Source organism: Natribacillus halophilus (assembly GCF_900100185.1).
Lineage (GTDB): Bacteria > Bacillota > Bacilli > Bacillales > Marinococcaceae > Natribacillus > Natribacillus halophilus.
Window position 1 is genome coordinate 119,616 of sequence record NZ_FNEN01000006.1, and the last position, 26,224, is coordinate 145,839.

General features: G+C 46.5%; 28 protein-coding genes and 1 pseudogene. 8 read left to right on the plus strand and 21 right to left on the minus strand.

Annotated elements, in window-relative coordinates; all coding sequences use genetic code 11:
- Positions 1-117 precede the first annotated feature (117 nt).
- The 3 genes from BLS58_RS08945 to BLS58_RS08955 are packed head-to-tail and all read left to right on the plus strand — an operon-like array spanning position 118 to position 2,740.
- Positions 118-1,119 carry an ABC transporter substrate-binding protein gene (locus BLS58_RS08945; protein ID WP_245723113.1) on the plus strand — a complete coding sequence of 334 codons (1,002 nt, stop codon included), beginning with the start codon at positions 118-120 and terminating at the stop codon, positions 1,117-1,119.
- Positions 1,120-1,179: 60 nt separating this feature from the next.
- Positions 1,180-1,956 carry an ABC transporter ATP-binding protein gene (locus tag BLS58_RS08950; RefSeq protein WP_090398116.1) on the plus strand — a complete coding sequence of 259 codons (777 nt, stop codon included), beginning with the start codon at positions 1,180-1,182 and terminating at the stop codon, positions 1,954-1,956.
- Positions 1,937-2,740, plus strand: coding sequence for an ABC transporter permease (locus BLS58_RS08955; protein WP_425433686.1), 804 nt, complete (start codon positions 1,937-1,939; stop codon positions 2,738-2,740). Before BLS58_RS08950 ends, BLS58_RS08955 begins: the two co-directional genes overlap by 20 nt.
- 114 nt (positions 2,741-2,854) lie before the next feature.
- Here the strand turns inward: BLS58_RS08955 and ytkD are convergent, their stop codons facing one another.
- The 17 genes and pseudogenes from ytkD to BLS58_RS09035 form a co-directional block, all read right to left on the minus strand.
- Positions 2,855-3,328, minus strand: coding sequence for an RNA deprotection pyrophosphohydrolase (gene ytkD / locus BLS58_RS08960; RefSeq protein WP_090398208.1), 474 nt, complete (start codon positions 3,326-3,328; stop codon positions 2,855-2,857).
- Positions 3,329-3,361: 33 nt separating this feature from the next.
- A complete protein-coding gene (locus tag BLS58_RS08965) occupies positions 3,362-3,859 on the minus strand; it encodes a YwpF family protein (RefSeq protein ID WP_090398118.1) in 498 nt (165 codons plus the stop codon).
- A gap of 27 nt (positions 3,860-3,886) precedes the next feature.
- Complete coding sequence (locus BLS58_RS17530; protein WP_176764680.1) at positions 3,887-4,048, minus strand: hypothetical protein; 162 nt, start codon at positions 4,046-4,048, stop codon at positions 3,887-3,889.
- A gap of 165 nt (positions 4,049-4,213) precedes the next feature.
- Positions 4,214-5,380, minus strand: coding sequence for a MalY/PatB family protein (locus tag BLS58_RS08970; protein ID WP_090398120.1), 1,167 nt, complete (start codon positions 5,378-5,380; stop codon positions 4,214-4,216).
- A 581-nt stretch (positions 5,381-5,961) separates the two neighbouring features.
- Complete coding sequence (locus BLS58_RS08975) at positions 5,962-6,867, minus strand: nuclease-related domain-containing protein (protein ID WP_176764681.1); 906 nt, start codon at positions 6,865-6,867, stop codon at positions 5,962-5,964.
- 293 nt (positions 6,868-7,160) lie between these two features.
- Complete coding sequence (locus tag BLS58_RS08980; protein ID WP_090398124.1) at positions 7,161-8,426, minus strand: ABC transporter permease; 1,266 nt, start codon at positions 8,424-8,426, stop codon at positions 7,161-7,163.
- A complete protein-coding gene (locus BLS58_RS08985; RefSeq protein WP_090398126.1) occupies positions 8,419-9,321 on the minus strand; it encodes an ABC transporter ATP-binding protein in 903 nt (300 codons plus the stop codon). The genes BLS58_RS08980 and BLS58_RS08985 overlap by 8 nt, the downstream gene beginning before the upstream one ends.
- 76 nt (positions 9,322-9,397) lie before the next feature.
- Positions 9,398-10,273 carry an ATP-binding cassette domain-containing protein gene (locus BLS58_RS08990; RefSeq protein WP_090398128.1) on the minus strand — a complete coding sequence of 292 codons (876 nt, stop codon included), beginning with the start codon at positions 10,271-10,273 and terminating at the stop codon, positions 9,398-9,400.
- The gene (locus tag BLS58_RS08995; protein ID WP_090398130.1) at positions 10,274-10,657 is read right to left on the minus strand and encodes a GntR family transcriptional regulator; all 384 of its coding nucleotides are present in this window, start codon (positions 10,655-10,657) and stop codon (positions 10,274-10,276) included. It lies immediately after the preceding gene.
- Complete coding sequence (locus BLS58_RS09000) at positions 10,641-11,390, minus strand: hypothetical protein (protein WP_090398132.1); 750 nt, start codon at positions 11,388-11,390, stop codon at positions 10,641-10,643. The genes BLS58_RS08995 and BLS58_RS09000 overlap by 17 nt, the downstream gene beginning before the upstream one ends.
- A 4-nt stretch (positions 11,391-11,394) precedes the next feature.
- Entirely contained in the window at positions 11,395-12,129 is a 735-nt protein-coding gene (locus tag BLS58_RS09005) for a hypothetical protein (protein WP_090398134.1), read from the minus strand.
- 139 nt (positions 12,130-12,268) lie between these two features.
- A complete protein-coding gene (locus tag BLS58_RS09010; protein ID WP_090398136.1) occupies positions 12,269-13,492 on the minus strand; it encodes a NupC/NupG family nucleoside CNT transporter in 1,224 nt (407 codons plus the stop codon).
- A 100-nt stretch (positions 13,493-13,592) separates the two neighbouring features.
- Positions 13,593-14,054: an acyl-CoA thioesterase gene (locus tag BLS58_RS09015; RefSeq protein WP_090398138.1), complete on the minus strand. Its 462-nt coding sequence runs from the start codon at positions 14,052-14,054 to the stop codon at positions 13,593-13,595.
- 461 nt (positions 14,055-14,515) lie between these two features.
- Positions 14,516-15,489, minus strand: a pseudogene (locus BLS58_RS09020) (quinone oxidoreductase family protein).
- Between the two features lie 108 nt (positions 15,490-15,597).
- Complete coding sequence (locus BLS58_RS09025) at positions 15,598-15,963, minus strand: hypothetical protein (RefSeq protein WP_090398140.1); 366 nt, start codon at positions 15,961-15,963, stop codon at positions 15,598-15,600.
- A gap of 37 nt (positions 15,964-16,000) precedes the next feature.
- Positions 16,001-17,524 carry an SAP domain-containing protein gene (locus BLS58_RS09030; protein WP_176764682.1) on the minus strand — a complete coding sequence of 508 codons (1,524 nt, stop codon included), beginning with the start codon at positions 17,522-17,524 and terminating at the stop codon, positions 16,001-16,003.
- Between the two features lie 121 nt (positions 17,525-17,645).
- Complete coding sequence (locus BLS58_RS09035; RefSeq protein WP_218126201.1) at positions 17,646-19,121, minus strand: catalase; 1,476 nt, start codon at positions 19,119-19,121, stop codon at positions 17,646-17,648.
- Between the two features lie 255 nt (positions 19,122-19,376).
- Between BLS58_RS09035 and BLS58_RS09040 the strand changes: the two genes are divergently transcribed.
- The 3 genes from BLS58_RS09040 to BLS58_RS09050 are packed head-to-tail and all read left to right on the plus strand — an operon-like array spanning position 19,377 to position 21,295.
- Entirely contained in the window at positions 19,377-20,066 is a 690-nt protein-coding gene (locus BLS58_RS09040; RefSeq protein WP_090398143.1) for a thioredoxin domain-containing protein, read from the plus strand.
- Positions 20,063-20,476: a disulfide oxidoreductase gene (locus BLS58_RS09045; RefSeq protein ID WP_090398145.1), complete on the plus strand. Its 414-nt coding sequence runs from the start codon at positions 20,063-20,065 to the stop codon at positions 20,474-20,476. The genes BLS58_RS09040 and BLS58_RS09045 overlap by 4 nt, the downstream gene beginning before the upstream one ends.
- Before the next feature lie 15 nt (positions 20,477-20,491).
- Positions 20,492-21,295 (plus strand): M15 family metallopeptidase, encoded by an 804-nt coding sequence (locus BLS58_RS09050; RefSeq protein WP_245723114.1) that lies wholly within the window; start codon positions 20,492-20,494, stop codon positions 21,293-21,295.
- Between the two features lie 2 nt (positions 21,296-21,297).
- Here BLS58_RS09050 and BLS58_RS17535 read toward each other — a convergent pair whose 3' ends face one another.
- The 3 genes from BLS58_RS17535 to BLS58_RS09060 all read right to left on the minus strand — a co-directional run bounded on the left by BLS58_RS17535 (position 21,298) and on the right by BLS58_RS09060 (position 23,461).
- Positions 21,298-21,453: a hypothetical protein gene (locus tag BLS58_RS17535; protein WP_176764683.1), complete on the minus strand. Its 156-nt coding sequence runs from the start codon at positions 21,451-21,453 to the stop codon at positions 21,298-21,300.
- A gap of 149 nt (positions 21,454-21,602) precedes the next feature.
- Positions 21,603-22,004, minus strand: a complete 402-nt coding sequence (locus tag BLS58_RS09055) for a YugN family protein (RefSeq protein ID WP_090398147.1) — start codon at positions 22,002-22,004, stop codon at positions 21,603-21,605.
- A gap of 110 nt (positions 22,005-22,114) precedes the next feature.
- Positions 22,115-23,461, minus strand: a complete 1,347-nt coding sequence (locus BLS58_RS09060) for a glucose-6-phosphate isomerase (protein WP_090398150.1) — start codon at positions 23,459-23,461, stop codon at positions 22,115-22,117.
- Positions 23,462-23,581: 120 nt separating this feature from the next.
- Between BLS58_RS09060 and BLS58_RS09065 the strand changes: the two genes are divergently transcribed.
- On the plus strand, positions 23,582-23,809 hold the full coding sequence (locus tag BLS58_RS09065) for a DUF378 domain-containing protein (RefSeq protein ID WP_090398151.1): 228 nt from the start codon (positions 23,582-23,584) through the stop codon (positions 23,807-23,809).
- Positions 23,810-23,873: 64 nt separating this feature from the next.
- On the opposite strand, the gene yugI is transcribed toward BLS58_RS09065, so the two are convergent.
- Positions 23,874-24,275, minus strand: coding sequence for a S1 domain-containing post-transcriptional regulator GSP13 (gene yugI, locus BLS58_RS09070; RefSeq protein WP_090398153.1), 402 nt, complete (start codon positions 24,273-24,275; stop codon positions 23,874-23,876).
- A 169-nt stretch (positions 24,276-24,444) separates the two neighbouring features.
- Here yugI and BLS58_RS09075 point away from each other — a divergent pair, with 169 nt between their 5' ends.
- Positions 24,445-25,779, plus strand: coding sequence for a sodium-dependent transporter (locus BLS58_RS09075; RefSeq protein WP_090398155.1), 1,335 nt, complete (start codon positions 24,445-24,447; stop codon positions 25,777-25,779).
- The last annotated feature ends 445 nt before the right edge of the window (positions 25,780-26,224 follow it).

Here is a 26,224-nt window from a genome sequence, read left to right on the forward strand (position 1 = left end):
TAAGCCAAGTTTTCTTTAGGTTCTATTTTTTTAAAACTCAAAACTCCTCTCTGGGCATCACCGAACGCCCACACTACACATATAATGCGGTATCGATGCAAGGAGGAGACGATAATCATGAATAAGTGGATTCGCCGAGGCTTAGCCCCGGTTCTTGCTATTCCTTTAATTTTAAGTGCCTGTGCCAACGGGGATGGTGGCGAAGAAGCGACCATTGAAGTTGCGGAAGTGACGCGCTCCATTTTCTATGCGCCATTATATGTCGCCATAGAGGAAGGTTTCTTCGCTGATGAAAATCTGGATATTGATCTGACGACGACCTGGGGTGGCGATACGACAATGACGGCACTCCTTTCCGACAGTGCTGACGTTGCGCTCGTAGGTTCGGAAACATCCATATACGTACACGCACAAAACCCGAGTGACTCGGTCGTCAATTTTGGCGCATTAACAGAAACGGATGGCACCTTCCTCGTTTCCCGTGAACCGATGCCTGATTTCTCATGGGAAGATCTGGAGGGTGAATCTTACCTTGGGCAACGTGCCGGCGGCATGCCGCAAATGGCCGGCGAATATGCCCTTCGCCAAAACGGGATTGACCCGCATGAAGACGTAGAACTGGACCAAAGTGTCGATTTTGAAAATATCGCGAGTGCATTTGCGTCCGGAAGCGGGGACTTCGTGCAATTATTCGAACCAAATGCCACCGAATTTGAAGAAGAAGGCATTGGTCACATTGTTGCCTCGTTCGGGGAAGAATCCGGAACGCTTCCATACACCACTTTTATTACAAAGGAAAGTATGATCGAAGAGGATGAAGAAGCTCTCGTTCGTTTTAACCGTGCCATTTATCAGGCTCAACAGTTCGTTGAAAATGAATCAGCCGAAGCCGTTGCTGAGTCCATTGCCCCTTATTTTGATGAAACATCCGAAGAATTAATCGCTACGGTTGTCGACCGCTACCATTCGCAAGGCTCCTTTGCCGAAGACCCTTATATCAACGAAGACGGCTGGTATCATCTTCAGGATGTCATGGAAGAATCCGGGGAATTGCCGGAGCGCATTGATTATGAAGAGCTCGTTGATACAGAAATCACAGATCAGGCTCTGGAGGAATAAAAGTGAGAGGTGGGGGTCACTCTACCCCCACTTTTGTATAAGGAGGGGGAGAAATGCATCATGGCGCTTTTGACATTAAGAGAAGTAGAAAAACATTTTTTTTCACAGGAAAATGTCATTGAAGCGATCCGAAATATCAGCCTCGATATCGACAGCGGCGAGTTCGTCTCCATTATCGGCCCGAGCGGATGCGGAAAAACGACCATTCTGTCGATGATCGCCGGCCTTATCAAACATTCGGCAGGTGAGATTCTGCTCCAGGATGCCCCGATCACAACGACGAGTACCGATATCGGCTATATGCTGCAGCAGGATTATCTTTTCCCGTGGTTAACCATTGGCGAAAATATCGATATCGCCCTGGAGATTACGAAAACGAAAACCAGGCAAAACCAGGCCTATACGCGGGAATTACTCGATCAGATGGGCCTCGCCGACCGGGAAAAAGATATGCCCTCCGAACTTTCCGGAGGGATGAAACAACGCGTTGCTCTCGTGCGTACACTCGCAGCCAAGCCTTCGTTGCTATTGCTGGATGAACCGTTCTCGGCTCTGGATTTTCAAACGAAGCTAAGGCTGGAAGACTTGATTCATGAAACGTTGAAAGAAAAACGAAAAACCGCTTTGCTCGTCACCCATGACATTAGCGAGGCTATCGCCATGTCCGATCGTATTGTACTCCTTTCGAATCGCCCGGCAGAAATTAAGAGGACCTTTATCATGCCGGAAGAGCTAAAGGCAAAATCGCCGCTTGCCGCTCGTCAACAGCCAACGTTCCAGGATTGGTTCCAGTTGATCTGGAAGGAGTTGGAAAATCTTGAATCCGAAATTGCATGAACAACACGAACAATTCCGCGTACGGAAAAAACATGAAAAAATATACGTTTTCATGACACAAGTGGCGATATTGGCCGCGTTTATTTCTCTATGGGAAATCGCCAGCCGTTTAAACTGGATTGACCCTTTGATCTTCAGTTCTCCGTCCAGTGTGTGGAACCTGCTTGTATCCATGATCGCCGATAGCAGTCTATATGTACACATCGGGGTGACCCTGGTGGAAACGATATTCGGCTTTTTGATTGGAACTCTGGGCGGTATAGCGATCGCGGCGTTTCTTTGGTGGTCTCCATTCCTGTCTCGTGTCCTTGATCCTTACATCGTTGTTTTAAACGCGACCCCAAAAGTGGCCCTCGGGCCGATGCTTATCGTTATCTTCGGGGCGAATATGACATCTGTCGTTGCGATGGCCGTTCTGATTTCCATTATCGTGACCACGCTTGTCATTTACGGTGCCTTTAGGGAAACAGATGAGAACCTCATTAAAGTCGTCGATACGTTTGGCGCTTCCAAATGGCAACGATTCCGCCATGTCATTATACCCGCGTCGTACCCAGCGATGGTATCTGCCCTGAAAGTTAACGTCGGACTCGCATGGGTCGGGGTCATCGTCGGTGAGTACCTCGTCTCCAATGAAGGACTCGGTTATTTGATCATCTACGGTTTCCAGGTCTTCAATTTTGACATGGTAATGCTCAGCCTCGTACTCGTTGCCATACTTGCAACTATCATGTATCAGGCGGTGGCGATTCTGGAAAAATTTCTCATGAGAAACCGTCATTAAAATCATCCGTTATGGATGATTTTTTTGTTAGCAGATAAGAAAGTATAAAACTTTCTTATCTTGCATAAGTGTAACTAAGGCTTTCGCCATGCTTGGCGATAAGCCAAGTTTTCTTTATAGGTAGTGGTTTTCTACGTATTCTTTTGCTAACAACCAGACTTTATCCTTCATAATAAAGCTATATTTCTCATTCTTATCTAATCTTCCCGGTATGTCTTTCAGAAGGTAGGGGCCTTTTGTTTCCATGTACCCTTTTTTGGATTGTAAGTAAGCCACTTCGGCAAAATATACATTTTTGACCACGGTGTCGTGTCTCCCGCGCACTTCATATTGCCCCAGGTAATGAAGCGCATTTATCCGAGCGCCCGTTTCTTCCCACACTTCCCGAATCGCGGCCGCTTCCGGCAATTCACCTTTCTCAACTTTCCCTCCGGGGCATTCCAGGCCACGCCGGGGGTGTTTCGTCAGTAACCAGCGCTGATCATATCTGCAAATCACCAGGACGTGCCACGGATGGTTCGAGTAAGGCTCACGACAAAAAGAGAGGCCTACCTCATTTCCATAATAATCGACGAATGTGTGTGTCATTTTTTTAGCCTCTGCTTTCACAACGCCAGGCAATCATTTTGCATCATCAAGCGGCGATTGACCTTGCTCTTCATACTGCTTATATAATGATCGGGCCAACTGGGCAGACCAGCTTGCCCGATCCTGTTTACGGTTTTTAAACTCTGTGAGTAATTCGTCACCTGTATAGCCGTCCTGAATCAAGGACTCCATAATATAATTGAAGATATCTTCCTTTTTAAGTGCCATTTTACTGTCAATCAATATCGCATAACGTTCATTCAGTTCACGAATCGAACGCACGCGTCCAACCATCGTGGCCGGATCATTCTGCTTGTGAGAAATCAGAACATCCATCACGACCTCGCTCTTCTTTTCTGATAAGCGTTGAAACGTTGGGATCGAAGGCTCGTCTATGACAGCTTCAAGCAACCACCATCCGCCTTCCTCGCGATTGATGACGAGTCCTTCCTGCAGTTTAACCTGTTCCTGTTGCAGTTCTTCCTCTTCTTTTAACAGCAAGTGTAACCCCTGTAGGCGAAAAGTTTTCATAGCGCGCCTCCATTAATTTTCCTGATATCAAGATGTCATGGTCTCCGAGCACGCGTCATATCTTACTGCGGAACGCTCGTGTTCCCCTCCTACCCAGGCGAGAAAATCGGTCTCCTCTTCAGTAAGCGGACGATGTAAAGCCTCTTCAAACTCTTTAACCAATGTTTGGCTACACTCTTCTGCCATCATTAGACGATTCTCCTTTACACTGTGGAGATTTCCCTCGTCGGATGCGTGTTTGTCTATCTCTTATTATGCTATGAACACACTTCTATACAAATGCTTGAATTCCTCTTTTTTTTATAAAAAAATATGGAATTTTAGTGGGAAAAGTTAAAAATGGCAGACTTGGAGCTAGAGTTTATCATATGCGGTTTTCAATCGATTCATGCCCTCAATAACATGCTCACGGGGACACGCAACGTTCATACGCGCGAAACCGCTGCCGGCTTTTCCGAAGGTGTGACCGTCATTTAACGCGATTCTTCCCTCTTGTCTCAGCCATTGCTGCAATGCTTCCTGGGACATTTCAAGCTCCCGGAAATCCAGCCAGAGTAAATACGTCGCTTCCGGCTCGGTAAAATGAATCTTCGGCATTTCCCTTTCTAAACGCTCTTTGACATAATCAACGTTTCCCTGAACATACGAGATAAGGGCTTCAAGCCATGGTTCGCCGTGGCGGTATGCCGCTTCCGCGGCAGCTGAGGAATATGGATTGCCGATGCCGGTGAAATTTTGCTGCAATTGTCGCTCGAAGGATTTCTGCATTTCCTTGTCGTTAAAAATGACATACGACAGTTGCAAAGCTGCAAGGTTGAACGTCTTGCTCGGAGCCATGCCCGTGACAACTTGCACATCACGTGCAGCCTCAAGCGATGCAAAAGGAGTATGTTTACCTTCCAAAACGACATCGGCGTGAATTTCATCGGAAACGACGATGACTTCATAGCGCTCGCAAAGCTCCGCGATTTTTGTCAGTTCCGTTTCTGACCAAACGCGCCCGACGGGATTATGCGGATTGCAGAGGATGATCATTTTTGCCCCTTTTTTCATCTGGGCTTCCAGGTCTTCAAAGTCGATTTCGTATTTGCCATTTTCTCCTTCAAGCAGCCGGTTCTCAAGAAGGGTACGGCGATTGCTTCGCAGCAATGCAAAAAAAGGATGATACACCGGCGTCTGAATAATAATGCCGTCGTCTTCATCGGTAAAAGCATTGATTAAATGATGAATAGCCGGTACGACACCGGGCGTGAAGGTCATGTCTTCCGGTTGTATGTCCCATTGAAAACGCCGATGTGTCCACTCTTGTATGGCAGTGCGCAAGGAATCAGGGGGATGGTGATAGCCGAACACGCCATGTTGGGTCACTTCATCCAGCGCCTTAAGAACGGGCTCCGGGGCCTTAAAGTCCATATCCGCCACCCACATCGGCCAAAGATCGGCGTCCTTGTAAAGAGCCTCCAACTTATCCCATTTCATGGAGTTGGTATTTCTGCGATCTATAATCTCGTCGAAGTTCATGGAAGTGCCTCCTTGTAGTGCTGCTTATGATGTGTCTCCTATTATTGTACTGCACGAGTGGGTACGTTGAAAGTAGTAAGCATAAGTTACGCTGTTGCGCACCGAAACTCGTTGGAGGTATCTTCAGGGGAAGGGGGCGGGCGATCTCCGTTTGAGGGATTACTTCGCGGGTCTTGTTCCTCTCGGAGCAGCTTGACCTCTGGCTGAGGGATTACTGCGCGGGTCTTGTTCCTCTCGAAGCAGCCCGACCTCCGGTCGAGGGATTACTGCGTGGGTCTTGTTCCTCTCAGATCAGCTCAACCTCTGTCTGAGGAACTACTTCGCGGGTCTTGTTCCTCTAGGAGCAGCTTGACTTCCCTCTGAGGGATTACGTCTTGCGTCTTGTTCCTCTCGAAGCAGCTTAACCTCCGGCCGAGGAACTACTGCGCGGGGCTTTGTTCCTCTAGGAGCAGCTAAACATCACTCTGAGGGATTACTTCTTGCTTCTTGTTCCTCTCGAAGCAGCTCGACCTCCGGTCGAGGGATTACTTCGCTGAGCTTGTTCCCGCTTTCCCTCACAGGGGATTTCGGAGGTCGGGCAGTTAATCAATATAATAGGACGCTGATTTACTTCCAACTTTTTTAAAGTGTTTAGTAAGCGTTCTATAAACTTTTTTCCGATCACCCTCCACCTTACACCATTCAATGATTGTAGGTGTGGTAATTCTTTCCCTTGGAAAAAGAATCTTGAATTCCCTTATACTTCGGAGGATTGCTGATTGGGAATTTTCTTTTTGGCCACACGCAGCACATATCCAAATTCGTCCCTTTTCTATCATAAAGGATGAACATTCGCTGCAAACCACTCCCTTTTTCAATTGCCCAAAATCATACTCCGGCCACTGGGTATTTGGTGATTCGTGTAAATGCAATGCAACTAACTGCTCCGCAAGCTTTTCATGACTTCTATCAAGCTTTGAACCTAAGTTGTTCATTTTTTTCATAAATGAATTAAATTGGGTGGGGAAAATCGCCGGTAATTCCGGGGAGGCGTGATACAGCGTAAATTCAGGGTGGGTGAAAACAAGGTAGGCTTCAATCGGAAGGTTCATGTTTAGACGTTGGCGAAGCAATTGGCTCAAGAGGGATTCGCAACGTTCCAGCTGGGGCAAAGGGCTGGTAATTTCATCAGCGACTATCGTTTTCCATTTATTATCATCAAGGTAAAAGTCGCCTTTATGATATTTGGAGTCAAAGAGATGGATCATTCTCTGAAAAATAACCAACGAATCAATTTGAAAAATCTTTCCCTTATGCTTAAGCAACAAGTCATTAACGACTAGGCAATCATTCCTAAGACCTTCCAGCCAAACATCCAGTTTCAACTCACCGGCATAACCTTTTTCAAGATTCATATAATACTGGTCGTCCGGAAGATTCATTCGCGGATTCAATAATCGCAAAACTTTTAATTCAAGCGACGGCTCACGTTCTTTAACTGTTTTCATTGCCCCACTTCCTTTCATTTTTTAAAAGTATATCATAAAAAAGAGCTCCGCAGAGAGCTCTTTTCGAGATTTCTATTAAACTCTAACGTCTTGTAGTCCCTTTGAAGCGGCATTCGCCCTTTTTGAGGGATCGCATAATGTTGTTTGTTCCTCTCGGAGATGCTCGACCTCCCTTTGAGGGATTACTTCCCGTCTTGTAGTCGAGGATTTATCCTATCGACCATATCACTAATCTTTACCTGCTTTTTATCCGATGTCCTCGTTCCCATCATCTCATCAGACGGCTTCCTTTGTCAGCCCTGCTGATTCTTTTCTTTTTTCGACATCGTCACGGCTTGCTTGATGCCGTTTTTAAATGAGAATTTGCCATACATGAGCACCCCGCCCTTATAGATACGGGCAGCGAGAATATTAAACAGAATGGCACTGAGTGACAGAATACCGATAATCACTGCCACTTCCCACATCGGTACCGTTCCCATGCCGATGCGCAGGAACAGAAGCTGCGGCGCGAAAAACGGAATATAGGACATCACTTGAATGAACGTCGTATCTGGTTGATTCAGCCCAAAAATAGCGATGAAAAACGCGATCATGGCTACGATAATCAATGGTTGCAGCGCTTGATTGACTTCCTCCGCGCGGCTGACGAGTGCCCCCAGCATCGCGGCCAAACCTCCGTATAAAAAATACCCGAGAACGACAAACAACAAGGCGTATAACAAAAGAGACACGTCAGGGACTTCCCCTACGATCATTTGCAACAGCTCATCATCGGTCATCGTAAGCCCGATGCCAGCTGCAGCCGCAAGAGCAGCTAAACTAACGAGACCGACGACGCCGATCCCCACGAGCTTCCCTAACATTTGCGTAATGGGATTCACACTGGAAACGATCAATTCCATGACACGTGAGGATTTCTCGGTGGCTACCTCAGTGGCGATCATCGTCCCAAAGGTGATAACGATCATATAAATGGCAATGACCAGTACATAAACCATCCAATAGGCTTGCATCTGTGATTCCTCGGTCTGCACTTCTCCTCCCGGGGAAAGAGGCTCTTCATTAAAAGAAATCGGCGCATGAATCATTTCGAGTTCGTCTTCATCCAAATCGAGTTCACTCGTGACGACGGCTTCTTTTACATTTTGCACATCCTGATTGACTTCCTGACCGACCATAAAATCATTGTCGTCGCCATAAAAATCAACGTTGAGATCCACCGCGTCACCACTCAACGCGAGGACGTATTCGTATTCCCCGTTTTCAGCTGCTGCAATCGCGTCTTCTTCATCGCCCTCGGTATAGTTTACATACTCAAAGGACCCTTCTTCGTAGTCTACAAGGCTTTCACCGATGGCATCATCCGCCGTCTCATCGACGACCGCGATACGCTGCGCAGCGTCCTCTTCTTCATCATCTGCAAACACCGATATAAATTGCCCTGCATTCATCAACCCGATGATGAGAAGGACCATCGCTAACGTTGACCACATAAAGGCTTTCGATTTTAAACGTCTGCTCACCGTATGCCCGACGGTAATCCAAAAGTTATTCATCCTCATCTCCCCCTGCCTTATCTATAAATATATCGTGCAATGAAGGCTCCTCTATCTCAAATTTGCGGACAAACCCTTCCTGGGCAATTGTGTAAAATAGATTTTCAGCCACATGCTCGTTTTCCACTTTTACCGTCGCCCCATCCTTGGTTTTTTCCAGGTTCAGAACCCCCTGAACGGAATGCAAAAAATCCAGGTTATAATCCGCGCGCAGGCTGACATTTTTCATGTCGTAGGAGCGTTTAATCTCTTTTAGGTTCCCTTGTAATACTGCTTTGCCGCGTTTTAACATGATCAGGTCTTCACAGAGTTCTTCCACATTGCGCATCTGGTGGCTGGAAAAGACTATCGTCGTTCCTTTTTCCTGCAATTCCAGCACCGCTTCACGCAACATATCCGTGTTCACCGGATCAAGACCACTAAACGGTTCATCCAGAATTAAGAGCTCGGGGTCGTGCAGCACGGCCGCGATAAATTGAATTTTTTGCTGGTTCCCTTTCGATAGTTCTTCGATTTTCTGATTTTCATATTCCGGGACTTGGAATTTTTCCAGCCACTGGCGCATGACTTCTACGATATCAGGCTTTTTCATCCCTTTGAGCCTCATCAAATAAATCAGCTGTTCTTTCACCGTCAGTTTCGGATATAAGCCTCTTTCTTCAGGGAGGTAGCCTACCAAATGTGTGCGTTTATAGGAAAGCGGCCGCCCTTCCCAAAGGACAGAACCTTGTGTGGGGTCTAAAAGACCCAGGATCATCCGAAACGTCGTCGTTTTTCCCGCGCCGTTAGCGCCGAGCATGCCGAGCATACGCCCTTTTTCGACTTCGAGTGATACCCCGTCCACGGCATGGTGTTTGCCGAATTGTTTTTGTACATCGTTAATCATGAGTGTCATAGAATTCTCCTTTGCATTAATAATAATCTTAATCAATCAGCTAAAGTCTCGTCTTCTACGATAAACGCCAGCATACTTACACCTCATTCGTTTCCTCGTCGCGAAGCAGCAACGGCAGGCTTTCATGCAAACTTAACCGTTCGCGTTTCATAATTTGAACGTCTCGTTCCGCCAGCCATTTTTCCGTTGCTTCGGCATCACTCGTTAAAATCTGCGGCGGAACTCCCTCTACTTCTCGGATGCCGGGGGCCTCCTCAACCCCGGTGACGGATTTTGCAAGCCAGATCCGTTTAAATTGTTGTGCGAGTATATCTTTTTCCATCGGTTCTTGTGTTTTTCCATTTTTCATAATCACAATATAGTCGGCGAGGCGTTGCACTTCATCCGCAATATGCGTCGCAAACACGATGCTGCCGTCCGGATCATCTTCCATTTTGCTGATGAGTATTTTTTCCAATTGTGTCTGCCCTTCCATATCAAGACCCGCAAACGGCTCGTCGAGGAGCAGAAGCGATGTATCGCGACTGAGCTGCAGGGCAAGAACCGCCTTGCGTTGCATACCGACGGATAGTTTGCTGATTCTTTTTCGGAGGGGTAGATCAAACTGTCGCGCGTAAGCTTGAAAACGATCATCTCTCCACGTGTCATCGTGATTGGCGTGTAAATCACGCAATTTTTGCAAACGAAACGGCAACACTTCCGGGAACGTTTGCGGAACATAGCTGAGAGCAGCTTTTCCTGCAATGCTATGAACATTGTGCCCATGGACTTTCGTCTCTCCTTCGCCGGGATAATCCCCGCTCATCGCTTGGAAAAAAGTCGTTTTGCCGGCACCGTTATTTCCGATCACTGCCGTAATCGTGCCGGCGTGGATCTCCAGATTGATGGGGCCGAGTGAGAAATCATCCCCCATTTTCCTGACAATGTTTTTACACGTAAGTGTATGCATCATTTATCTCTCCTCTTTCAAAACGATCGTCAATAATCGCTGAATCTCTGTATCCGTATACTCATGTTGGCGCGCTGTTTTCACGGCTTGCCTGAGAACGTCTTGCACCGCTTGCTCTTTTAACATCGATCGTTTCTTTTTCCCCACTTCCTGGACGAATGTCCCCTTGCCGCGGTACGTTTTGATATAGGCTTGCTGCTCCAGGTTCTGATACGCGCGCCGGGTTGTAATCACGCTGCAACCCAATTCAGAGGCAAGCGCGCGAATGGACGGGAGGGCTGTGTCCGCCGGCAAATAACCGGACACGATGAGCGCTTTCACTTGCTCTTCGATTTGATAATAAATCGGCTCTTGCCGGTCTTCATTAACTTCAATCGGGAGTGGCATTAATATCCCCCTTCCGATTGATGCGTTTGTTGCCCAAGGACACAATTGTCAAGAGCGAAATCATAACAATAAGGTAGGCAGTCAACACGGCCAATGCCGGATATTTCTCCGCTAAAAAAATCGAAAATGCCATGAACGTGAGATCAATTGGAACGAGCCAAACCCAAACAATGAAATAGAGCAAAAAATAAATAAAAACGACAATATACACTACGCCATAAAGATGAAACCTTCTTTGAAAACGAATGCCAACCTCTTCAAGTGCAACGTATATTGAGAAAAAAGCAATAGCACCCCAGAAAACGAGAAAGCTGTAGAAGGCGGAATCTGTAAATGTAAAAGGAAACACGTCTGCAAAGACAGTTACAATACAAATGCTGACTATCATGATGACAGGCGCTTGCACACCCTTCACCAGTATTCTGCTATATAATAATTGCTTCTCCGGAACGGGGAGGCGTCTTGCATATGTGTAAAAGGCACTCGACCACACTGACGGCGATAACTCTGACAACCTAAATTCCTTGACATGTACATTGCCCAATAATACCAGAACCCCCATGATTAAAAAGACAGATTCCGGAATGGCATTCCCTAAATTCATTTCAGGATCCAAATTTGCAACGGCATTAATTAATAAGACTATTAATACGCAAGCGAGGAGTCCAGTTAAAAAACCGCGTAAGCCCATTTCTTTCCATTCAAACAGCGCTAACTGAAATATTTCCCTCATGTTTTTAAACTCCTTGCCTTTTTATCTTGTGTCTTCCTGCGACATCAACCGTCCATAACGTTACGAATACAATAGCCCCGGCTATGGCCAACATCGCTGTTGGCTGGGCTGCAGCATATTCAATCGTAAAACGTATAAATGTACCATTATAAGGAACGAGCCAAACCCAAAACACCAGGTAAAAAATTAGAAATCCACTGATCCACGCGATTGCTTTCAGATCCATCCTCGTATCCTCTTTCTTGTTGTAACCTATTTCATTAATCGCGTTCATCGCGGAAATCATCGCAACGGCTATCCAAAAGGCCGCAAAGCTAACGAAAGCATCATTCCCAAATAGAAAAGGAAATGGTGAGAGCTCTACAATGACTACTAGAGAGACTAGGACAAACATGACTACTGCCAAATATATGGATTTCACGAGCAATCGACTGCGAAACAATACGACTTCAGAAACAGGCATTCTTTTCATGTAACGATAAAAAGGTGAAGATAATACACCGTCGTTCATTTTCTTCAAATTAAACGGCTCACCGTTGAACTGCGACCCCCCGAACCAAAGTAGAACTCCTATGATAAATACGATGTCCATTCCGAAAAAAGCTACGTCATTTCCTTCCTGCGCAGCATAAGCAAAAAGAATAGAATAACAAACCAATATGAAGATCACGGATCCGATTCCTTTAACACTCATATTCTTCCATTCAAACCACGCCAGACGAAGTACATCCCTTATCATCATGAACAACTCCCTAACTGTTCATCTGTTCATATCAATATACACAGTATAACACTTTATGTGCATTTTGCAACTGTTTTTTTCATAAAAAAAACACACGCCCGCATTTGGACGTGTGAATCGTTTACAGATTTATTTTTTAAAGTATAAGCATACCTGCGATCGCGCCGTTCATCAAATTGCCGAGAATAGCCGCAATCAAGGCGCGCGGTCCGTACTGGGCAATTTCCTGGCGACGTTCCGGCACAAGCGCGCCCAGACCGCCGATCATAATCGCGATCGTTCCGATATTGGCAAATCCGCTTAAGGCAAAGGTTGCAATCCCAATCGTTCTCGGATCCGTAATCGCACCGGCTTCCATCGCTTCAATAAGCGTGCCGAAACCGACGAACTCGTTGATAATCGTTTTTTCCGCGATCATTTGTCCGACCAACATTGCCTGCTCCCAAGGCACCCCGATTAAAAATGCCAAAGGAGAAAAGACAAAGCCAAATATGGTCGCAACGGTCAAATCCTGACTGATGAGTCCCAACCCTATATCAAACAATTCCACAAGCGATACGAAGGCAAGTACCATGGCACCAACGTTCAAGGCCAACCGCAACCCGTCGGTTGTCCCTCTTGCCGCCGCATCAATCACATTTCTTGTGTCCTTATCCCTTTCGATTTTAACGTCGTCCGTTGTCTTACTGCGATCCGATTCGGGGATGACCATTTTAGCCATGACCAACCCTGCCGGCGCAGCCATGAAGCTCGCGACAATCAAATAATCCACCGGTGCCCCCATCGCGACGAGACCGCCTAGGACAGATCCGGCAACGGTTCCCAATCCAACGGTCATAACCGTAAAAAATTCCGAACGTGTCATTTGATTCAAATAAGGTTTAATCGTAAGCGGAGACTCCGTAATCCCGACGAAAATATTCGCTGTTGCCGCAATGGATTCCACTTTACTCGTCCCTAAGACTCTTGAAATAAGGCCGCCCAGAATTTTAATCAACCAGGGCATAAACCCTATGTAAAAGAGTACACCCATTAAGGCAGCGAAGAAAATAATGACAGACAAAACGTGAATGAAAAATGTGTTACCATCGTTAAGCGCCATCAAGTCTTCACCGAACAAAAAGTCAATCCCTGCATCTGCAGCGCCTAATATTCCGGTTACAAATTGACTGAGAACCGCAAGGATTTCTTCTCCTACTCCCCAGCCCAGGAAAAGCATCCCGATCACCAGCTGAAGTGCCAGCGCCCCTAAAACGGTTCGCACATTAATATTTTTCCTGTCCACCGAAAGCAAAAGCGCCAAACCCAGCAAAACAACAATGGCAACGATTCCCCAGGCGATATTTCCCAATAACTCCATGACCGCCCACCTTCCAATACATAATTAGTTCATAAGACTTGTCTGGCAACAGTCCAAGAATATACTACCATTATCATGACCTTCTGTCATCATTTTACCCTCATTCATTACGCTTACGGCCACGCCCCAGTTCGAGGATTGCCTCTTCCTCTTCCGTCTCCGCATATACCGCGGGTACTTCTACCGGTGTTCTGTCCTGATTAATAGCGACCATGGTCACAAAAGAAGTGGTTGTTGTTTTCGTGTCTCCGGTCGCTGGGTTCTCCACGCTCACATGAACATAGACGACCATTGATGTTCGACCCGTTTTCGCTATCCACGCTTCCACATTGACAAGGTCTCCCGATTTTACAGTTGAATGGAAATCAACGCTGTCAACTGATGCCGTCACAGCAATTTCACCGGAATGACGCATGGCCGTGATCGCCGCCGCTTCATCAATATAGGCGAGGACATTGCCGCCGAAAATCGTCTGCAGATGGTTCGTATCCGAAGGACTTACGAGGTGGGATTGCAGGGTATGGGAACGGGACATAGACCTGGATTCATTTTGCTTACTCATTCATATTAGCCCCCTTTCTCACAAACCTACATTTTTTGACAAGGATCGTCAAATGCAAATGACCACCTCGTGTTGAAGTCCAGGCGCGGGCATTGGAATGTGAATCGAAGTGGGATGATTGAAAAATAATCCCTCAAACGGGGGCGATCTGCTGCGATAGGTACAAGATGAGCCAAGTTATACCCCTAAAGCAGCTTGGCACTCTCCGTGAGGTACAAGATGAGCCAAGTTATACCCCAAAAACAGCTTGGCACTCTCCGTGAGGTACAAGAAGGGCTAAGTGTGCTCCAACCAAGTTCGTTGGAACATGAATACGGGTGGGATGATTGAAAAAGTGTGCCAACCGTATCCGTTGGAACGCGAATCGAAGATAGTATGGCTGAAAAAGTACTCCAACCACTTAAAGCCCCTCATTTTCCATTAGAAAATGAGGGGCTTTAAAAACGAACCTGCGTTTCTTTTTAAGATTTGACCTCCAGAATAATTTTACCTTTCGTTTTTCTGTCTTCCATTAATTCATGCACGCGTGCCGCCTCTTCAAGGGTAAAAGTATGGCCAATTTGCAACTGCAGATCTCCGCTTCGCAAATGAGAAAACAATTCTTCTAAACTCGATTGTATCAACTGGGGCTTCCTCATGACCTGCGGTAAAAAGAAGCCGATGACAGATTGATTTTTTTCCATAAGGCGGCGTGCGTCGAGTTTGCTTGGCTCGCCGCTCGCGGAACCGAAGACAATCAGACGCCCGAAGCGCCCGAGAATTCGCAGCGTTTTCTCGAAAATATCACCGCCGGCCATCTCCATCGCTATATCCACGCCCTCGCCATCAGTCGCTTGAAGGACTTCTTTTTCCCATCCTTCTTGCGTGTAATTGATGCATACGTCTGCGCCCAAGCGCTTTGCATCTGCCAATTTTTCCTCGGTACTCGCTGTCGCGATCACTTTGCCGGCACCAAGCAATTTCGCCAGCTGAACGGAAATACTGCCAACGCCACCGGCAGCGGCGTGGACGAGTACCGTCTCTCCTCCTTCTAATTGACCCATCGTTTTCAGGACGTGATAAGCACTTAGCCCTTGCAGGGGTAAGGCAGCGGCGGTGGAAAAATCCAGCTCGTCACCGATGGGAATCACCGCGCGTTCATCGACGCTCACATACTCGGCGTAGCCGCCAGAACCTGTCATTGTGACGACACGTTGCCCCGGGTCAACACTCGTCACTTCGCTTCCTGTTTCTTTAACGACACCCGCGACCTCCGCGCCGGGAATAAAGGGAACCGGCGTATGAACGACGTATTGACCTTTGCGTCTCATCGTGTCTGCATAATTGATCGGTGAACTTCTATCAATACTTCCTTGTTTTCCGGCTGCGGTTGTTCCACATTCACTGTTTCCAACACTTCAGGACCACCATAATTCGAGAATTGAATGGCTTTCATTTTTTCATCACCTATTTCCCTTTAAAATTGAGAGGTGTGTTCATCTGGCCATTATCCGGTTGCTGATGAACAGGCAAAGTATCATCTGTTAAATGGGGAGGAGTATAACTATAGATTTTTCAAACGGTGGATCTCTCTACTGTGGTCATAAACGTTTTCTTCAATTCTTGTGAAATCAACGTCCAGCAACCGAAGTTGACGGTCAACATAGTCAAACCGACCCTTTGCTTCGTTAAAACGGGTGTCGATTTCTTTCCGCAGGCCTCTCTGTCCATCCGTCAATACCTTCTGCCCGGTTTTCAATTCTTCAATGTTTTCATCCATTCTATTCAATCTATCATCCATAGAGGTGATCCTTGTATCCATCGAGGTCATTCTTTCTTCCACACGCACTTGACCTGATTTTAACTCGTTAATATCTTGACCCATATCATCCAATTTCGACAAAATTTGTTCCAACTTTTGTTCACTCATCACTGCCCCCCCTCTTCTGCAATTATAATCTAACGACCTATTTAATAACCCATTCCATCCTGTTTGCAAGAAGTTTTCTATCCAGCACTTGTGTTAAATTAAAGACTTGGAGATCAAACGATGGTTTTTTCTGACCGGAATAATCCTGCCAATTTTCCGCTACAAACTTTAGATCTTCTGCTTTAATTAACGCTACTCCCGTATCATCTTCGGAAAAAACCTTTAATTTTTGAGCTTGATTAACCGCTTCTGGTGTAAAATCCGATGCGATAATTAAAAAAATGGATGCTTTCGTTTTTTCCGATCTAATGTATCCAAGAAACTGCTCGACATGATCTTCGGGAAAAGCATACGGTTTTTCCGTACTTTTATTATCCCATAAGAGACTGGTTTTAGCATCAAGCTTGATTTTACCATCCGCATGTTTAGATCCCGGCATTTCTTCAAGTTGCAGCCCCAGCTTTTTTTCAAACAAGTACCTTGTCGCTTCTTCAAAATATTTTTCGACATTTACGTCTTTGTCTATGACTTTATTCGCTCTGAGTGACTTATAATTTCGGGAAGCCAGTTCTTCGAAAAAATCATAATAGATGGACCGTTCATCAGTCGGGTCTGAGTCTACTCTTACCGTCACGTTTTCATAATAGTCGATAATGTTCTGTATCTTTTCGTCTTTAGGTCCGCTAACATTAACGCCTTCCAACGTTCTGAGATATTGTGTTAGTTCAGGATTACTGAGATGAGCCAGTGCTTGAGAAGGAACAATATCATATTTTAAAATTCTTTCAATCAAGTTATCCTTTTTCCCGCTAGAGTTAATTTCCATGGAAGCGAGTATAGATTTAAGTTGCACGACATTCAAATGATCAAGCAGTTGTCTATACGTTTCATTTCTCAATTCTTCTCCCATCTCATATCTAACGACTCTTACAATGTCGCTGGGAATGATGTAGTACGTCGTTGCATCTGTCTTGAATCTAAGTAAAAGGCCCCTCAGTTGTAAATCTTTTAAAGAATGATCAATATGCCTTGCCGAATGCAGCTTGTTTCCCTTTTGTGGAAACCTCCCCATTCTACTTTCCATCAGATAATGATCCCAAATGGTTAGTTCGAACTCATCACGAAGCGTGTATAGAATGTTTATTTCATGGGCATTTAAGGCTTCGTCTTTCGCCCAGGCCGTTTCCAGGACAGCCGTATACACCTTCATTGCCGTTTTATCTATTTTTGCTGTTATGTAACTTTCGTCTTGGCTGTCTTCCAATAATTGCGTCTGCAACGCTAATACATCTTCATGCAATTTTTTATCCGATAATATATAATTTTCGCTACCCAGTAGACATTTAAGAATAAGCCTGTTTAACAACGTTGTATCCCGGTCAGTTGTTCTAAAGTTTAAGTTTCTTTTTACTCTTTCCTGATTTTTAAACTCATCGATGTTTTTAATGATAATATCTCGCATATCATCCTCATCACTTAATTTCACATCTTTTAAGAAGCTATCCACCGTCCTCGTTAAATACATTTTCGTCATCTTCGGCAATACCTCTTGTAAATGCAAGACCATCAGCTCCCCTTTATAAGACCTTAGTTATTACTATTATACTATGCAAACCGCAAAGATCAAAGTGTGGTTCTGCGCAACAAAAAAAGGGAGCCAGCGGCTCCCTTTCCGTCAATTTTTAAGCATTCACTTTGCTCATCGAAATGCCACAAGCTTTGGCTACCCCTTCGCCGTAGGCAGGGTCGGCTTTATAGCAGTTGCCGATGTGACGGAGCTTAATGAATTCCGGTGCGTCTTCAATATCACGGGCTGTGTTCGCAAACAATCTTTCTTTCTGTTCATCGCTCATGAGATTGAATAGTTTACCAGGTTGCTCGTAATAGTTGTCGTCATCTTCTCTGAAGTTATATGCGTACGCGTCGCCTTCCAGCTCGAGCGTCGGCTCTTTACGTTCCGGCGTTTCTTCCCACTCACCGTAACTGTTTGGATTATAGCCGATGGTGGCGCCGTGATTGCCGTCGACTCGCATAGCGCCATCGCGATGATAGCTATGGGCAGGGCATTTCGGAGCGTTGACCGGAATTTGATGATGGTTTACACCCAGGCGATACCGTTGCGCATCACCATAAGAAAATAACCTTGCTTGTAGCATTTTATCCGGTGAGAAACTAATACCGGGAACGATGTTCGTCGGTGCGAAAGCCGCTTGTTCTACTTCCGCAAAGTAGTTCTCCGGATTGCGGTTGAGTACAAATTCTCCAACCGGAATGAGAGGGAAGTCTTTTTTATACCATACTTTTGTAAGATCAAACGGATTGTAAGGCATGTTTTTTGCTTCTTCTTCCGTCATGACCTGAATATAGAGCTTCCATTTCGGATAATCACCGTTCTCGATGCTCTCCAATAGATCTTTTTGATTGCTTTCGCGATCTTTACCGATCATTTCTTCCGCTGCTTGGTCGGTTAAATTCTCAATGCCTTGTTGCGTTTTGAAATGGAACTTCACCCATACTCTTTCGTTATCAGCGTTAATCATGCTGTACGTATGGCTTCCGAATCCATTCATGTGACGGAATGATTTAGGAACGCCGCGATCACTCATGACAACTGTGACCTGATGAAGCGCCTCCGGCAATGAGCTCCAGAAATCCCATTTATTCTGGGCGCTGCGCATATTCGTATATGGATCACGCTTTACGGCATGGTTTAAGTCCGGAAACTTCATCGGATCTCTGTGGAAGAAAACAGGGGTGTTGTTTCCTACGAGGTCCCAGTTCCCTTCTTCGGTATAAAATTTCAAGGAAAAGCCGCGAATGTCACGTTCATCATCTGCGGCACCGCGTTCACCGGCAACCGTGGAAAAACGTGCGAACATCTCGGTTTGTTTGCCAACTTCGGAGAAAATATCCGCTTTTGTGTATTTTGTAATGTCATGGGTGACTGTAAATGTTCCGTACGCGCCGGAACCTTTCGCGTGCATCCGCCGCTCAGGAATGACTTCCCGGTCGAAGTTGGCCATTTTTTCCAAAAACCAGAAGTCTTGCATGAGCATTGGACCCCGCGGACCTGCTGTCATGACATTCTGGTTGTCGGGAACCGGATTTCCAAACGCCGTCGTTAATCTTCTTTTTCCTTTGTCTTCATTTTCGCTCACGATTCGGCACCTCCTGAAATAAATTACAACTATTATAATATCATATTAATTATCATAAATCCATGGATATGATATTCATTGTACACCTCCTTTTATACTCGATTTAAGGCCTTAATGCAAAGCATTTGCTCATCGATGCGCTTTTTCTCGGCAATGAAAAAACTTCCCTTTTTTTGATAAATTGTCATCGTCGATTTATCTGTCGTAAGTATGATAGTGTTATGATAGAAAAAATTGTGTCCAGAGGTGAAAGCAGTGGCTAAGACGAAAAGAAAAAATACAAACAAAAAAGCTCCCATAAAGTTTCTCGTCATCATCACACTTGCCCTTGTCGTTGTCATGGGGGCATTATTGTTCGTCGTCAATGGCGGAGGCAGCAGTACAGCTGATGAAGGAACGCCGCCGATCGAAGATGTTCCGACAGCCGGAGATGAATCCGCACCTGTCTCGATTGTCGAATTCGGAGATTATAAATGCCCGGGTTGCTTATACTGGGACAGCGAGATCGTGCCCCAGCTTTACGATGACTACGTTGATAACGGAGATGCTTCCCTTTCATTCTATAATTACATTGGCTTCGGCGAGGAATCCTTACAGGCTTCTTTGGCAGCACAGGCCATTCATGAGGAAGCTCCTGATCAATTCTGGAGTTACCATCACGCGCTTATGCAACAGGCAGGACAGGAAGGCTCCCAGGTGACACAGGATATGCTCTTGAACATAGCCGAAGATCACGCGCCGGACGTAGACCAGGAAGAACTTGAGAGCGCGATTGCCAACGAGGAAATGATGTCGCGGATCGAAGATGATCAGGAGATTATACAACAGTATAGCGTCCAATCTACCCCTACGATCATGGTGAACGATCAAGTCATCGACGATCCCTTTGATTATGACGAAATCCAAGACACGATTGACGAGGAATTGGCGGTTGCCGACTCATGAAGCGGCAGAGCCTTTTCCTTTACGTCGCCTGGCTCATATCTTTAATCGCGACATTCGGAAGTTTATACTTTAGTGAAGTTGAAGACTTTGTTCCGTGTGAAATGTGTTGGTATCAACGCATAGCCATGTATCCCCTTGTGGTTATTCTCGGGATCGCGACTTTCCGCTCTGATTTTGGGGCGCGCGTTTACGCACTCCCTTTCTCAGTCATCGGAGCCTTTACGGCAGCATTTCATTATGCCGAACAGAAGATACCGGGGTTTGGCGGGGTTACCCCATGTGCCGAAGGGGTCCCATGCAGCATGGAATATATTAACTGGTTCGGATTTATAACGATTCCTTTTTTGGCATTCATTGCTTTTATATTAATAACGATCTGTTTATTGTTCGTACGAAACAATAAACGGTGAAGGCGGGGAAATGCTTTGCAGCGTATCGGCCATATGTTTTTTATACCTATTCTGACGCTTTCCTTGTTATGCGCTTGTCAAGCTGACGAGGAAATGGATACACAGGAAGAAGAAGAGACCACTCAGGAGCCGGCGGAAACAGAGGACCAGGAAAAAACCGAGACGGAAGAGGAGGCTTGGGCACTGGATACGGAACGATTTAATGAAACCGAAACCGTTGATGGCGTTGAAACGATCCAAAACCCGGACAATATCCATGTCCTCGTCAATCACGATTATGCCTTGCCCACAGATTATGAGCCTGACGACCTCGTCGATCCGGATGTTAGATTTTCTTTTGATGAAGACGTAGAACAGCGTTATTTGCGGGAACCTGCGGCGGATGCCCTCGAAGATCTTTTCGCGGCTGCTTCCGAAGATGGCCAGGAGCTCTTTGCCGTTTCCGGATACCGTTCGTATGACCGCCAGGAAGCCGTCTTTGCTAACGCTGCGGCCGAAAGCAGTGAAGAAGAGGCGAATGAAACGATCGCAACCCCCGGCAACAGCGAGCACCAAACCGGGTTAGCGATGGATGTTTCCAGCGAGAGCAACCATTTCGAATTAAGCACTGACTTTGCCGAGACGGATGAAGGGCAGTGGCTCGAGGATCATGCTCATGAACACGGATTTATCATCCGTTATCCCGAGGATGCCGAGGAGATCACTGAGATCTCCTATGAACCTTGGCACATTCGTTATGTCGGCGAAGAAGTAGCAGAAGTCATTGACGAAAACGACATCACGCTTGAAGAATTTTTCGAAGAAGCGGAAAAAATATAGCATCACATAACCCAGTCAATAACAGCCCAACCCAAACCCCCAATGATCCCGGCGACAAGGGAATAAAGGACTTGTTCCCGATGTATTCTTTTCTCTTTTGACCAATCGATAATGAGCCATCCGACAAAGATGGCCACCCCAAACCAAACAGCTTGCATATTCCTTCCTCCCCCATTTAAGTGAAAAGGCCGCGATCCCGCGGCCTTTTGTTGGCAGGTAAGAAAGTATAAACCACTTTCTTATCCTGCATAAGTGCAACTAAGGCTTATCGCCTTAAAGGCTTGGCGATAAGCCAAGTTTTCTTTACTTATGTTAGGAGTGCCTGTTCCAACTCACGTACGAGCATAACGCCCTCGCGAACATATTTTTGGTCAATGTGCCCGTCCTTTTCTTCCGGTGATGAAAATTGATTCCATAAAGCGCTGTACGCTGTAATGCCTCCATGGTCGATACCTGCTTCAAACCGGTGGGATAAGAGAAAAGGTGTTCCTAAAACGACCGTAGCATTGCCGCTCCCAACTTCCCCGACCGTCGCTGAAAACGGAATGCGCAAAAATTGGTAACCGTGATCGTCGGCCATTTGATAATCCATGTAGCCATGGTCATATTCCCATCCGCCTCCGATGTCATAGCCGAGAGGTTCCAACTTTTGCCCCAACTGTTGCAAAGGCATTTCCAAACCACTAATTTGTGAACGCAGTTCTAACATAACACACTGGCCTCCTCTGCCGGAAGTTCAACCTCCTCTCTTACCCTTTCTAGAATCGCTGAATTCATGCAAATCAGAGCAAGCAGTTTCAACCAGTGTTGCCAATGCCATTAGTCCAGGCGTTTTTCCAGTTCTGCCCGTTGTTTTTCATACCCCGGTTTACCGAGCAGCGCGAACATATTCTGCTTGTAGCTTTCCACGCCCGGTTGATCAAACGGGTTGACACCGAGCAGATAACCGCTCAAAGCACATGCCTTTTCGAAAAAATAGATCAGCGCTCCCAGTGAATAGGCATCCAATCGCTCAATCCCTACGATGGCATTGGGGACATTCCCGTCTGTATGGGCGAGCAGTGTTCCCTGGTAAGCTTTTTCGTTTACGTCATGCAGACGTTCACCGGCCAGATAATTGAGACCATCTTCATTTCCGGACATATCGGGAATCTTTATTTCTTTCGTGCTCGTACCGATATGCAATACCGTTTCGAAGAGATGACGCCGCCCTTCCTGTATGTATTGACCCATGGAATGGAGGTCTGTCGTAAACTTGACCGAAGCGGGAAAAAGCCCTTTGCCGTCCTTCCCTTCACTTTCTCCATATAGCTGCTTCCACCATTCACTAAAATCGGTGAGTTTTGGCTCGTAAGTCGATAATAACTCAATGTATTTACCTTTCTGATACATTAAATAACGAAAAGCGGCATACTGATAAGCCGGGTTATGACGTAAACCTTCAGCAGCAAACGCGTGGCGAGCTTCAGCTCCACCCGCAAGCAGATCCGATATGGAGATTCCTGCTACAGCAATCGGTAATAAACCAACCGGCGAAAATACCGAATACCGTCCGCCAACATCATCAGGGACGACGAAAGTCTCGTACCCTTCGGCATGGGCCAATGTTTTGAGGGCGCCTTTTTCCCGGTCGGTCGTTGCGTATATCCGTCTGGCCGCTTCTTCTTTTCCACACGTGTCTTCCAGCCAGGACTTTACGAACCGAAAGGCAATGGCCGGCTCCGTCGTCGTACCGGATTTTGAGATCACGTTCACATACACTCTTTTATCCGCAAGTGCGTCAAATAGCTCGGCTGTATAATCGGAACCAAGATGCTCGCCAAGAAATATAATGTCCGGGGTGTCTTTGTCTTCCAGATAAGCGTGAAAAGAGTGGGTTAATGCTGATATAACGGCTTTCGACCCTAATGATGAACCTCCGATGCCAATGACGAGGAGTACGTCCGCATGTGCGCGTATATGGGCAGCAGCGTTTTCAAGTCGGGTTCTTTCTTCCTGATCGTCATTGACCGGTAAATCCATCCATCCGAGGAAATCTGAACCTGCGCCTGTCCCTTCGTGCAAAAGCCGATGAGCCTCAGAGACCGCCGGTTGCAGCTGTTGCCATTCATGCTCGCCATAAAACGGCTCGGCATAATGCAGATTCAGTGATACAGGTGTTGTCATAAGAAGACCTCCTCATTAATATTTTTCATTCATTGTACATAACGACGACTTGTTTTACTCATCCTATAGCACAGGCATGCTTGGCGATAAGCCAAGTTTTCTTTAGGAGGAGGTGACAAAATGAGCGGATTACAACGTACGGCTCTTATTATAGCAATCATCGGTGCAGTGAACTGGGGGTTGATTGGCTTTTTTGGCTTTGATTTAGTGGCGGCCATCTTCGGTGGCCAAGCTGCTGCCTTTTCCCGTGTCATCTACGCCATTGTCGGTCTGGCCGGGCTATATTGTATTTCCCTTCTTTTCAATCCGGAAGAACAAACTCAACGAAGCCCCGAGCCGCAAAAATAATTATGAAAAAAACCCGGACGTCACAGTTGTCCGGGTCTGATTTATTTGAGACGGGCTGGCAGATCTATTTACGGGCGCGCTTGTTTAAGTCCGCGTGAATCTCATTGGATTCCTTTAACCAATCTTTCAGTTTATCTTCCAGTGTGTTGAACCCTTGGTTTTTATTATCCTGTTTTTTGGGTCCGCCACGGCCACTGCCACGGTCGCCACCTTCCGGTGCGGGTTGCGTCTCGCGAATCGACAGCGAAATCTTGCCGGAATCCTGATCGACCGATTTTACTTTGACCTTGACTTCCTCTCCCACGGAAAGCACGTCATTAATATCTTTTACGTAGCCGTGCGCTACTTCGGAAATATGAACAAGTCCCTGATTCTGATCATCAAGAGCCACAAACGCTCCGAACGGTTTAACCCCCGTGATCTTGCCTTCGACAATGCTGCCAACTTCGTATTGTGCTACCGACATTCAAACATCCCCTAATCATTTATTAACGCCTAAATCATACCACAATGAACACCTTGCAGGCAAAGAAAAGTTCAACATGTCGGGGGTTTTGAAAAATACTTGACAACTGTCGGCACCCTAAATACTGTTAGTATATCCGATTTTTTTACGGGAGGAGTTTTGAAACAGTATGGCAACGGAGCATTGGAGATCACGCATTGGATTCATTCTCGCTGCCGCGGGGTCAGCCATCGGCTTGGGCACGGTATGGCGGCTTCCCTATGTAGCCGGCACAGAAGGGGGCGGCGCTTTTTTTCTCATCTTTCTTGTGCTCTTATTAACGTTAGGGTCTGCCCTGTTGCTTACCGAATTTGTTCTCGGTCGCCATACTCAGGAAGGGGCCATTCGTGCCTATAAAAGCGTGGCTCCCAAAGGACAGTGGCAATTGATCGGGATATTGGGGATGGTTTCCGCCTTTTTGCTATTATCATTTTATAGTGTTGTCGGCGGCTGGATTATCGCGTTTTTGGTACGAAGCCTGGGCGGGCAAGTCACCTCGCCCCCGGATGGAGATTATACCGCATTATTCGCTGCGATCACTTCGAACCCCTGGGAAGTGGGCGCGGCGCATCTCGCGTTTATGGTAATGACCATCCTCGTTGTACAGCAAGGAATTCGTAAAGGTATTGAAAAAGCAAGTGTGTACATGATGCCGGCACTGTTTATTCTCTTTGCCGTGCTCGTCGTCCGTTCGCTTACCCTTGACGGCGCATGGGAAGGTGTCGTTTTCTTCTTGCAGCCTGATCTATCGGCGATAAGCGGATCAACGCTGCTGGAAGCGCTCGGGCAAGCGTTCTTTTCCCTTAGTCTCGGTGTGTCCGTCATGGTCACATACAGTTCCTATTTGGGAAAAAGTGAAAACTTGCCGCGATCGGCCTGGTCGGTGATCTTACTTACGATTCTCATCGCCTTCATGGCCGGACTTGTCATCTTCCCCGGGGTGTTCGCCTTTGATTTGCAACCGGATGAAGGCCCCGAGCTGATTTTCACGGTTTTGCCGGCTGTATTCGGAGAGCTCGCGTTCGGAGAAATGTTTTTCCTGCTCTTTATGATTTTAATGCTGTTCGCGACGTTAACGTCGGCGTTTTCACTCGTTGAAATCGTCGTTGCCCCTCTTATCCGCGGTAAAGAAAAGAAGAATCGTGTAAAAATGACCTGGATTGTCGGCTTGCTTATTTTCGCGATGGGGATCCCGTCGAACCTTTCGTTTGGCCTTCTCGCCGATTGGACCGTTTTCGGAGATATCTTTTTCAATCAAATCGATTATCTCGTCAGCAACATTTTGCTGCCGACCGGCGCCTTGTTGATCTCCCTGTTCGTCTCCTGGAAAATGAGGAAAGTTGATTTGCGTGAAGAATTGTTACGGGGGAGCCAGCGAGGACCGATGTTTTTTAACATCTGGCTGTTTACGGTGCGATACATCGTACCGATTGCTATCGTGGTGGTGTTTATCTCCTTAATTTAAGGGGGATTGGTTGGGCGTATGAGTCCACGCCGATGGAGCCACCCTGAGAAAAGGGATCAGAGGCACGATGTGATCCCTCAAAAGCCGATGGTGACGACCTGAGAGGGATCAGTAGCGCGACGTGATCCCTCAAAAGTCTATGGTGACGGCCCGTGAGGGATCAGAGGCACGACGTGATCCCTCAAAAGTCTATGGTGACGACCCGTGAGGGATCAGAGGCACGACGTGATCCCTCAAAAGCCGATGGTGACGACCTGAGAGGGATCAGTAGCGCGAGGTGATCCCTCAAAAGCCAAACGAGACATCCTGAAAGGGATCAGAAACGCATTGTGATCTGGAAAAATATCCATGTACTGACATATATAACTAATATTTGGACATGACAAAACCGTGATTGGCACCTGGAAAAGAATGATGATAAGCTAAACGTGTGCTGTATTTTCAA

What these genes read in the sequence shown, in the direction of transcription:
- BLS58_RS08945 (WP_245723113.1), top strand. Translation starts at nt 118, where the DNA reads ATGAATAAGTGGATTCGCCGAGGCTTAGCCCCGGTTCTTGCTATTCCT.
- BLS58_RS08950 (WP_090398116.1), top strand. Translation starts at nt 1,180, where the DNA reads ATGGCGCTTTTGACATTAAGAGAAGTAGAAAAACATTTTTTTTCACAG.
- ytkD (WP_090398208.1), bottom strand. Translation starts at nt 3,328, where the DNA reads ATGACACACACATTCGTCGATTATTATGGAAATGAGGTAGGCCTCTCT.
- BLS58_RS08965 (WP_090398118.1), bottom strand. Translation starts at nt 3,859, where the DNA reads ATGAAAACTTTTCGCCTACAGGGGTTACACTTGCTGTTAAAAGAAGAG.
- BLS58_RS17530 (WP_176764680.1), bottom strand. Translation starts at nt 4,048, where the DNA reads ATGATGGCAGAAGAGTGTAGCCAAACATTGGTTAAAGAGTTTGAAGAG.
- BLS58_RS08970 (WP_090398120.1), bottom strand. Translation starts at nt 5,380, where the DNA reads ATGAACTTCGACGAGATTATAGATCGCAGAAATACCAACTCCATGAAA.
- BLS58_RS08975 (WP_176764681.1), bottom strand. Translation starts at nt 6,867, where the DNA reads ATGAAAACAGTTAAAGAACGTGAGCCGTCGCTTGAATTAAAAGTTTTG.
- BLS58_RS08980 (WP_090398124.1), bottom strand. Translation starts at nt 8,426, where the DNA reads ATGAATAACTTTTGGATTACCGTCGGGCATACGGTGAGCAGACGTTTA.
- BLS58_RS08985 (WP_090398126.1), bottom strand. Translation starts at nt 9,321, where the DNA reads ATGACACTCATGATTAACGATGTACAAAAACAATTCGGCAAACACCAT.
- BLS58_RS08990 (WP_090398128.1), bottom strand. Translation starts at nt 10,273, where the DNA reads ATGATGCATACACTTACGTGTAAAAACATTGTCAGGAAAATGGGGGAT.
- BLS58_RS08995 (WP_090398130.1), bottom strand. Translation starts at nt 10,657, where the DNA reads ATGCCACTCCCGATTGAAGTTAATGAAGACCGGCAAGAGCCGATTTAT.
- BLS58_RS09000 (WP_090398132.1), bottom strand. Translation starts at nt 11,390, where the DNA reads ATGAGGGAAATATTTCAGTTAGCGCTGTTTGAATGGAAAGAAATGGGC.
- BLS58_RS09005 (WP_090398134.1), bottom strand. Translation starts at nt 12,129, where the DNA reads ATGATAAGGGATGTACTTCGTCTGGCGTGGTTTGAATGGAAGAATATG.
- BLS58_RS09010 (WP_090398136.1), bottom strand. Translation starts at nt 13,492, where the DNA reads ATGGAGTTATTGGGAAATATCGCCTGGGGAATCGTTGCCATTGTTGTT.
- BLS58_RS09015 (WP_090398138.1), bottom strand. Translation starts at nt 14,054, where the DNA reads ATGAGTAAGCAAAATGAATCCAGGTCTATGTCCCGTTCCCATACCCTG.
- BLS58_RS09025 (WP_090398140.1), bottom strand. Translation starts at nt 15,963, where the DNA reads ATGAGTGAACAAAAGTTGGAACAAATTTTGTCGAAATTGGATGATATG.
- BLS58_RS09045 (WP_090398145.1), top strand. Translation starts at nt 20,063, where the DNA reads ATGAAGCGGCAGAGCCTTTTCCTTTACGTCGCCTGGCTCATATCTTTA.
- BLS58_RS17535 (WP_176764683.1), bottom strand. Translation starts at nt 21,453, where the DNA reads ATGCAAGCTGTTTGGTTTGGGGTGGCCATCTTTGTCGGATGGCTCATT.
- BLS58_RS09055 (WP_090398147.1), bottom strand. Translation starts at nt 22,004, where the DNA reads ATGTTAGAACTGCGTTCACAAATTAGTGGTTTGGAAATGCCTTTGCAA.
- BLS58_RS09060 (WP_090398150.1), bottom strand. Translation starts at nt 23,461, where the DNA reads ATGACAACACCTGTATCACTGAATCTGCATTATGCCGAGCCGTTTTAT.
- BLS58_RS09065 (WP_090398151.1), top strand. Translation starts at nt 23,582, where the DNA reads ATGAGCGGATTACAACGTACGGCTCTTATTATAGCAATCATCGGTGCA.
- yugI (WP_090398153.1), bottom strand. Translation starts at nt 24,275, where the DNA reads ATGTCGGTAGCACAATACGAAGTTGGCAGCATTGTCGAAGGCAAGATC.
- BLS58_RS09075 (WP_090398155.1), top strand. Translation starts at nt 24,445, where the DNA reads ATGGCAACGGAGCATTGGAGATCACGCATTGGATTCATTCTCGCTGCC.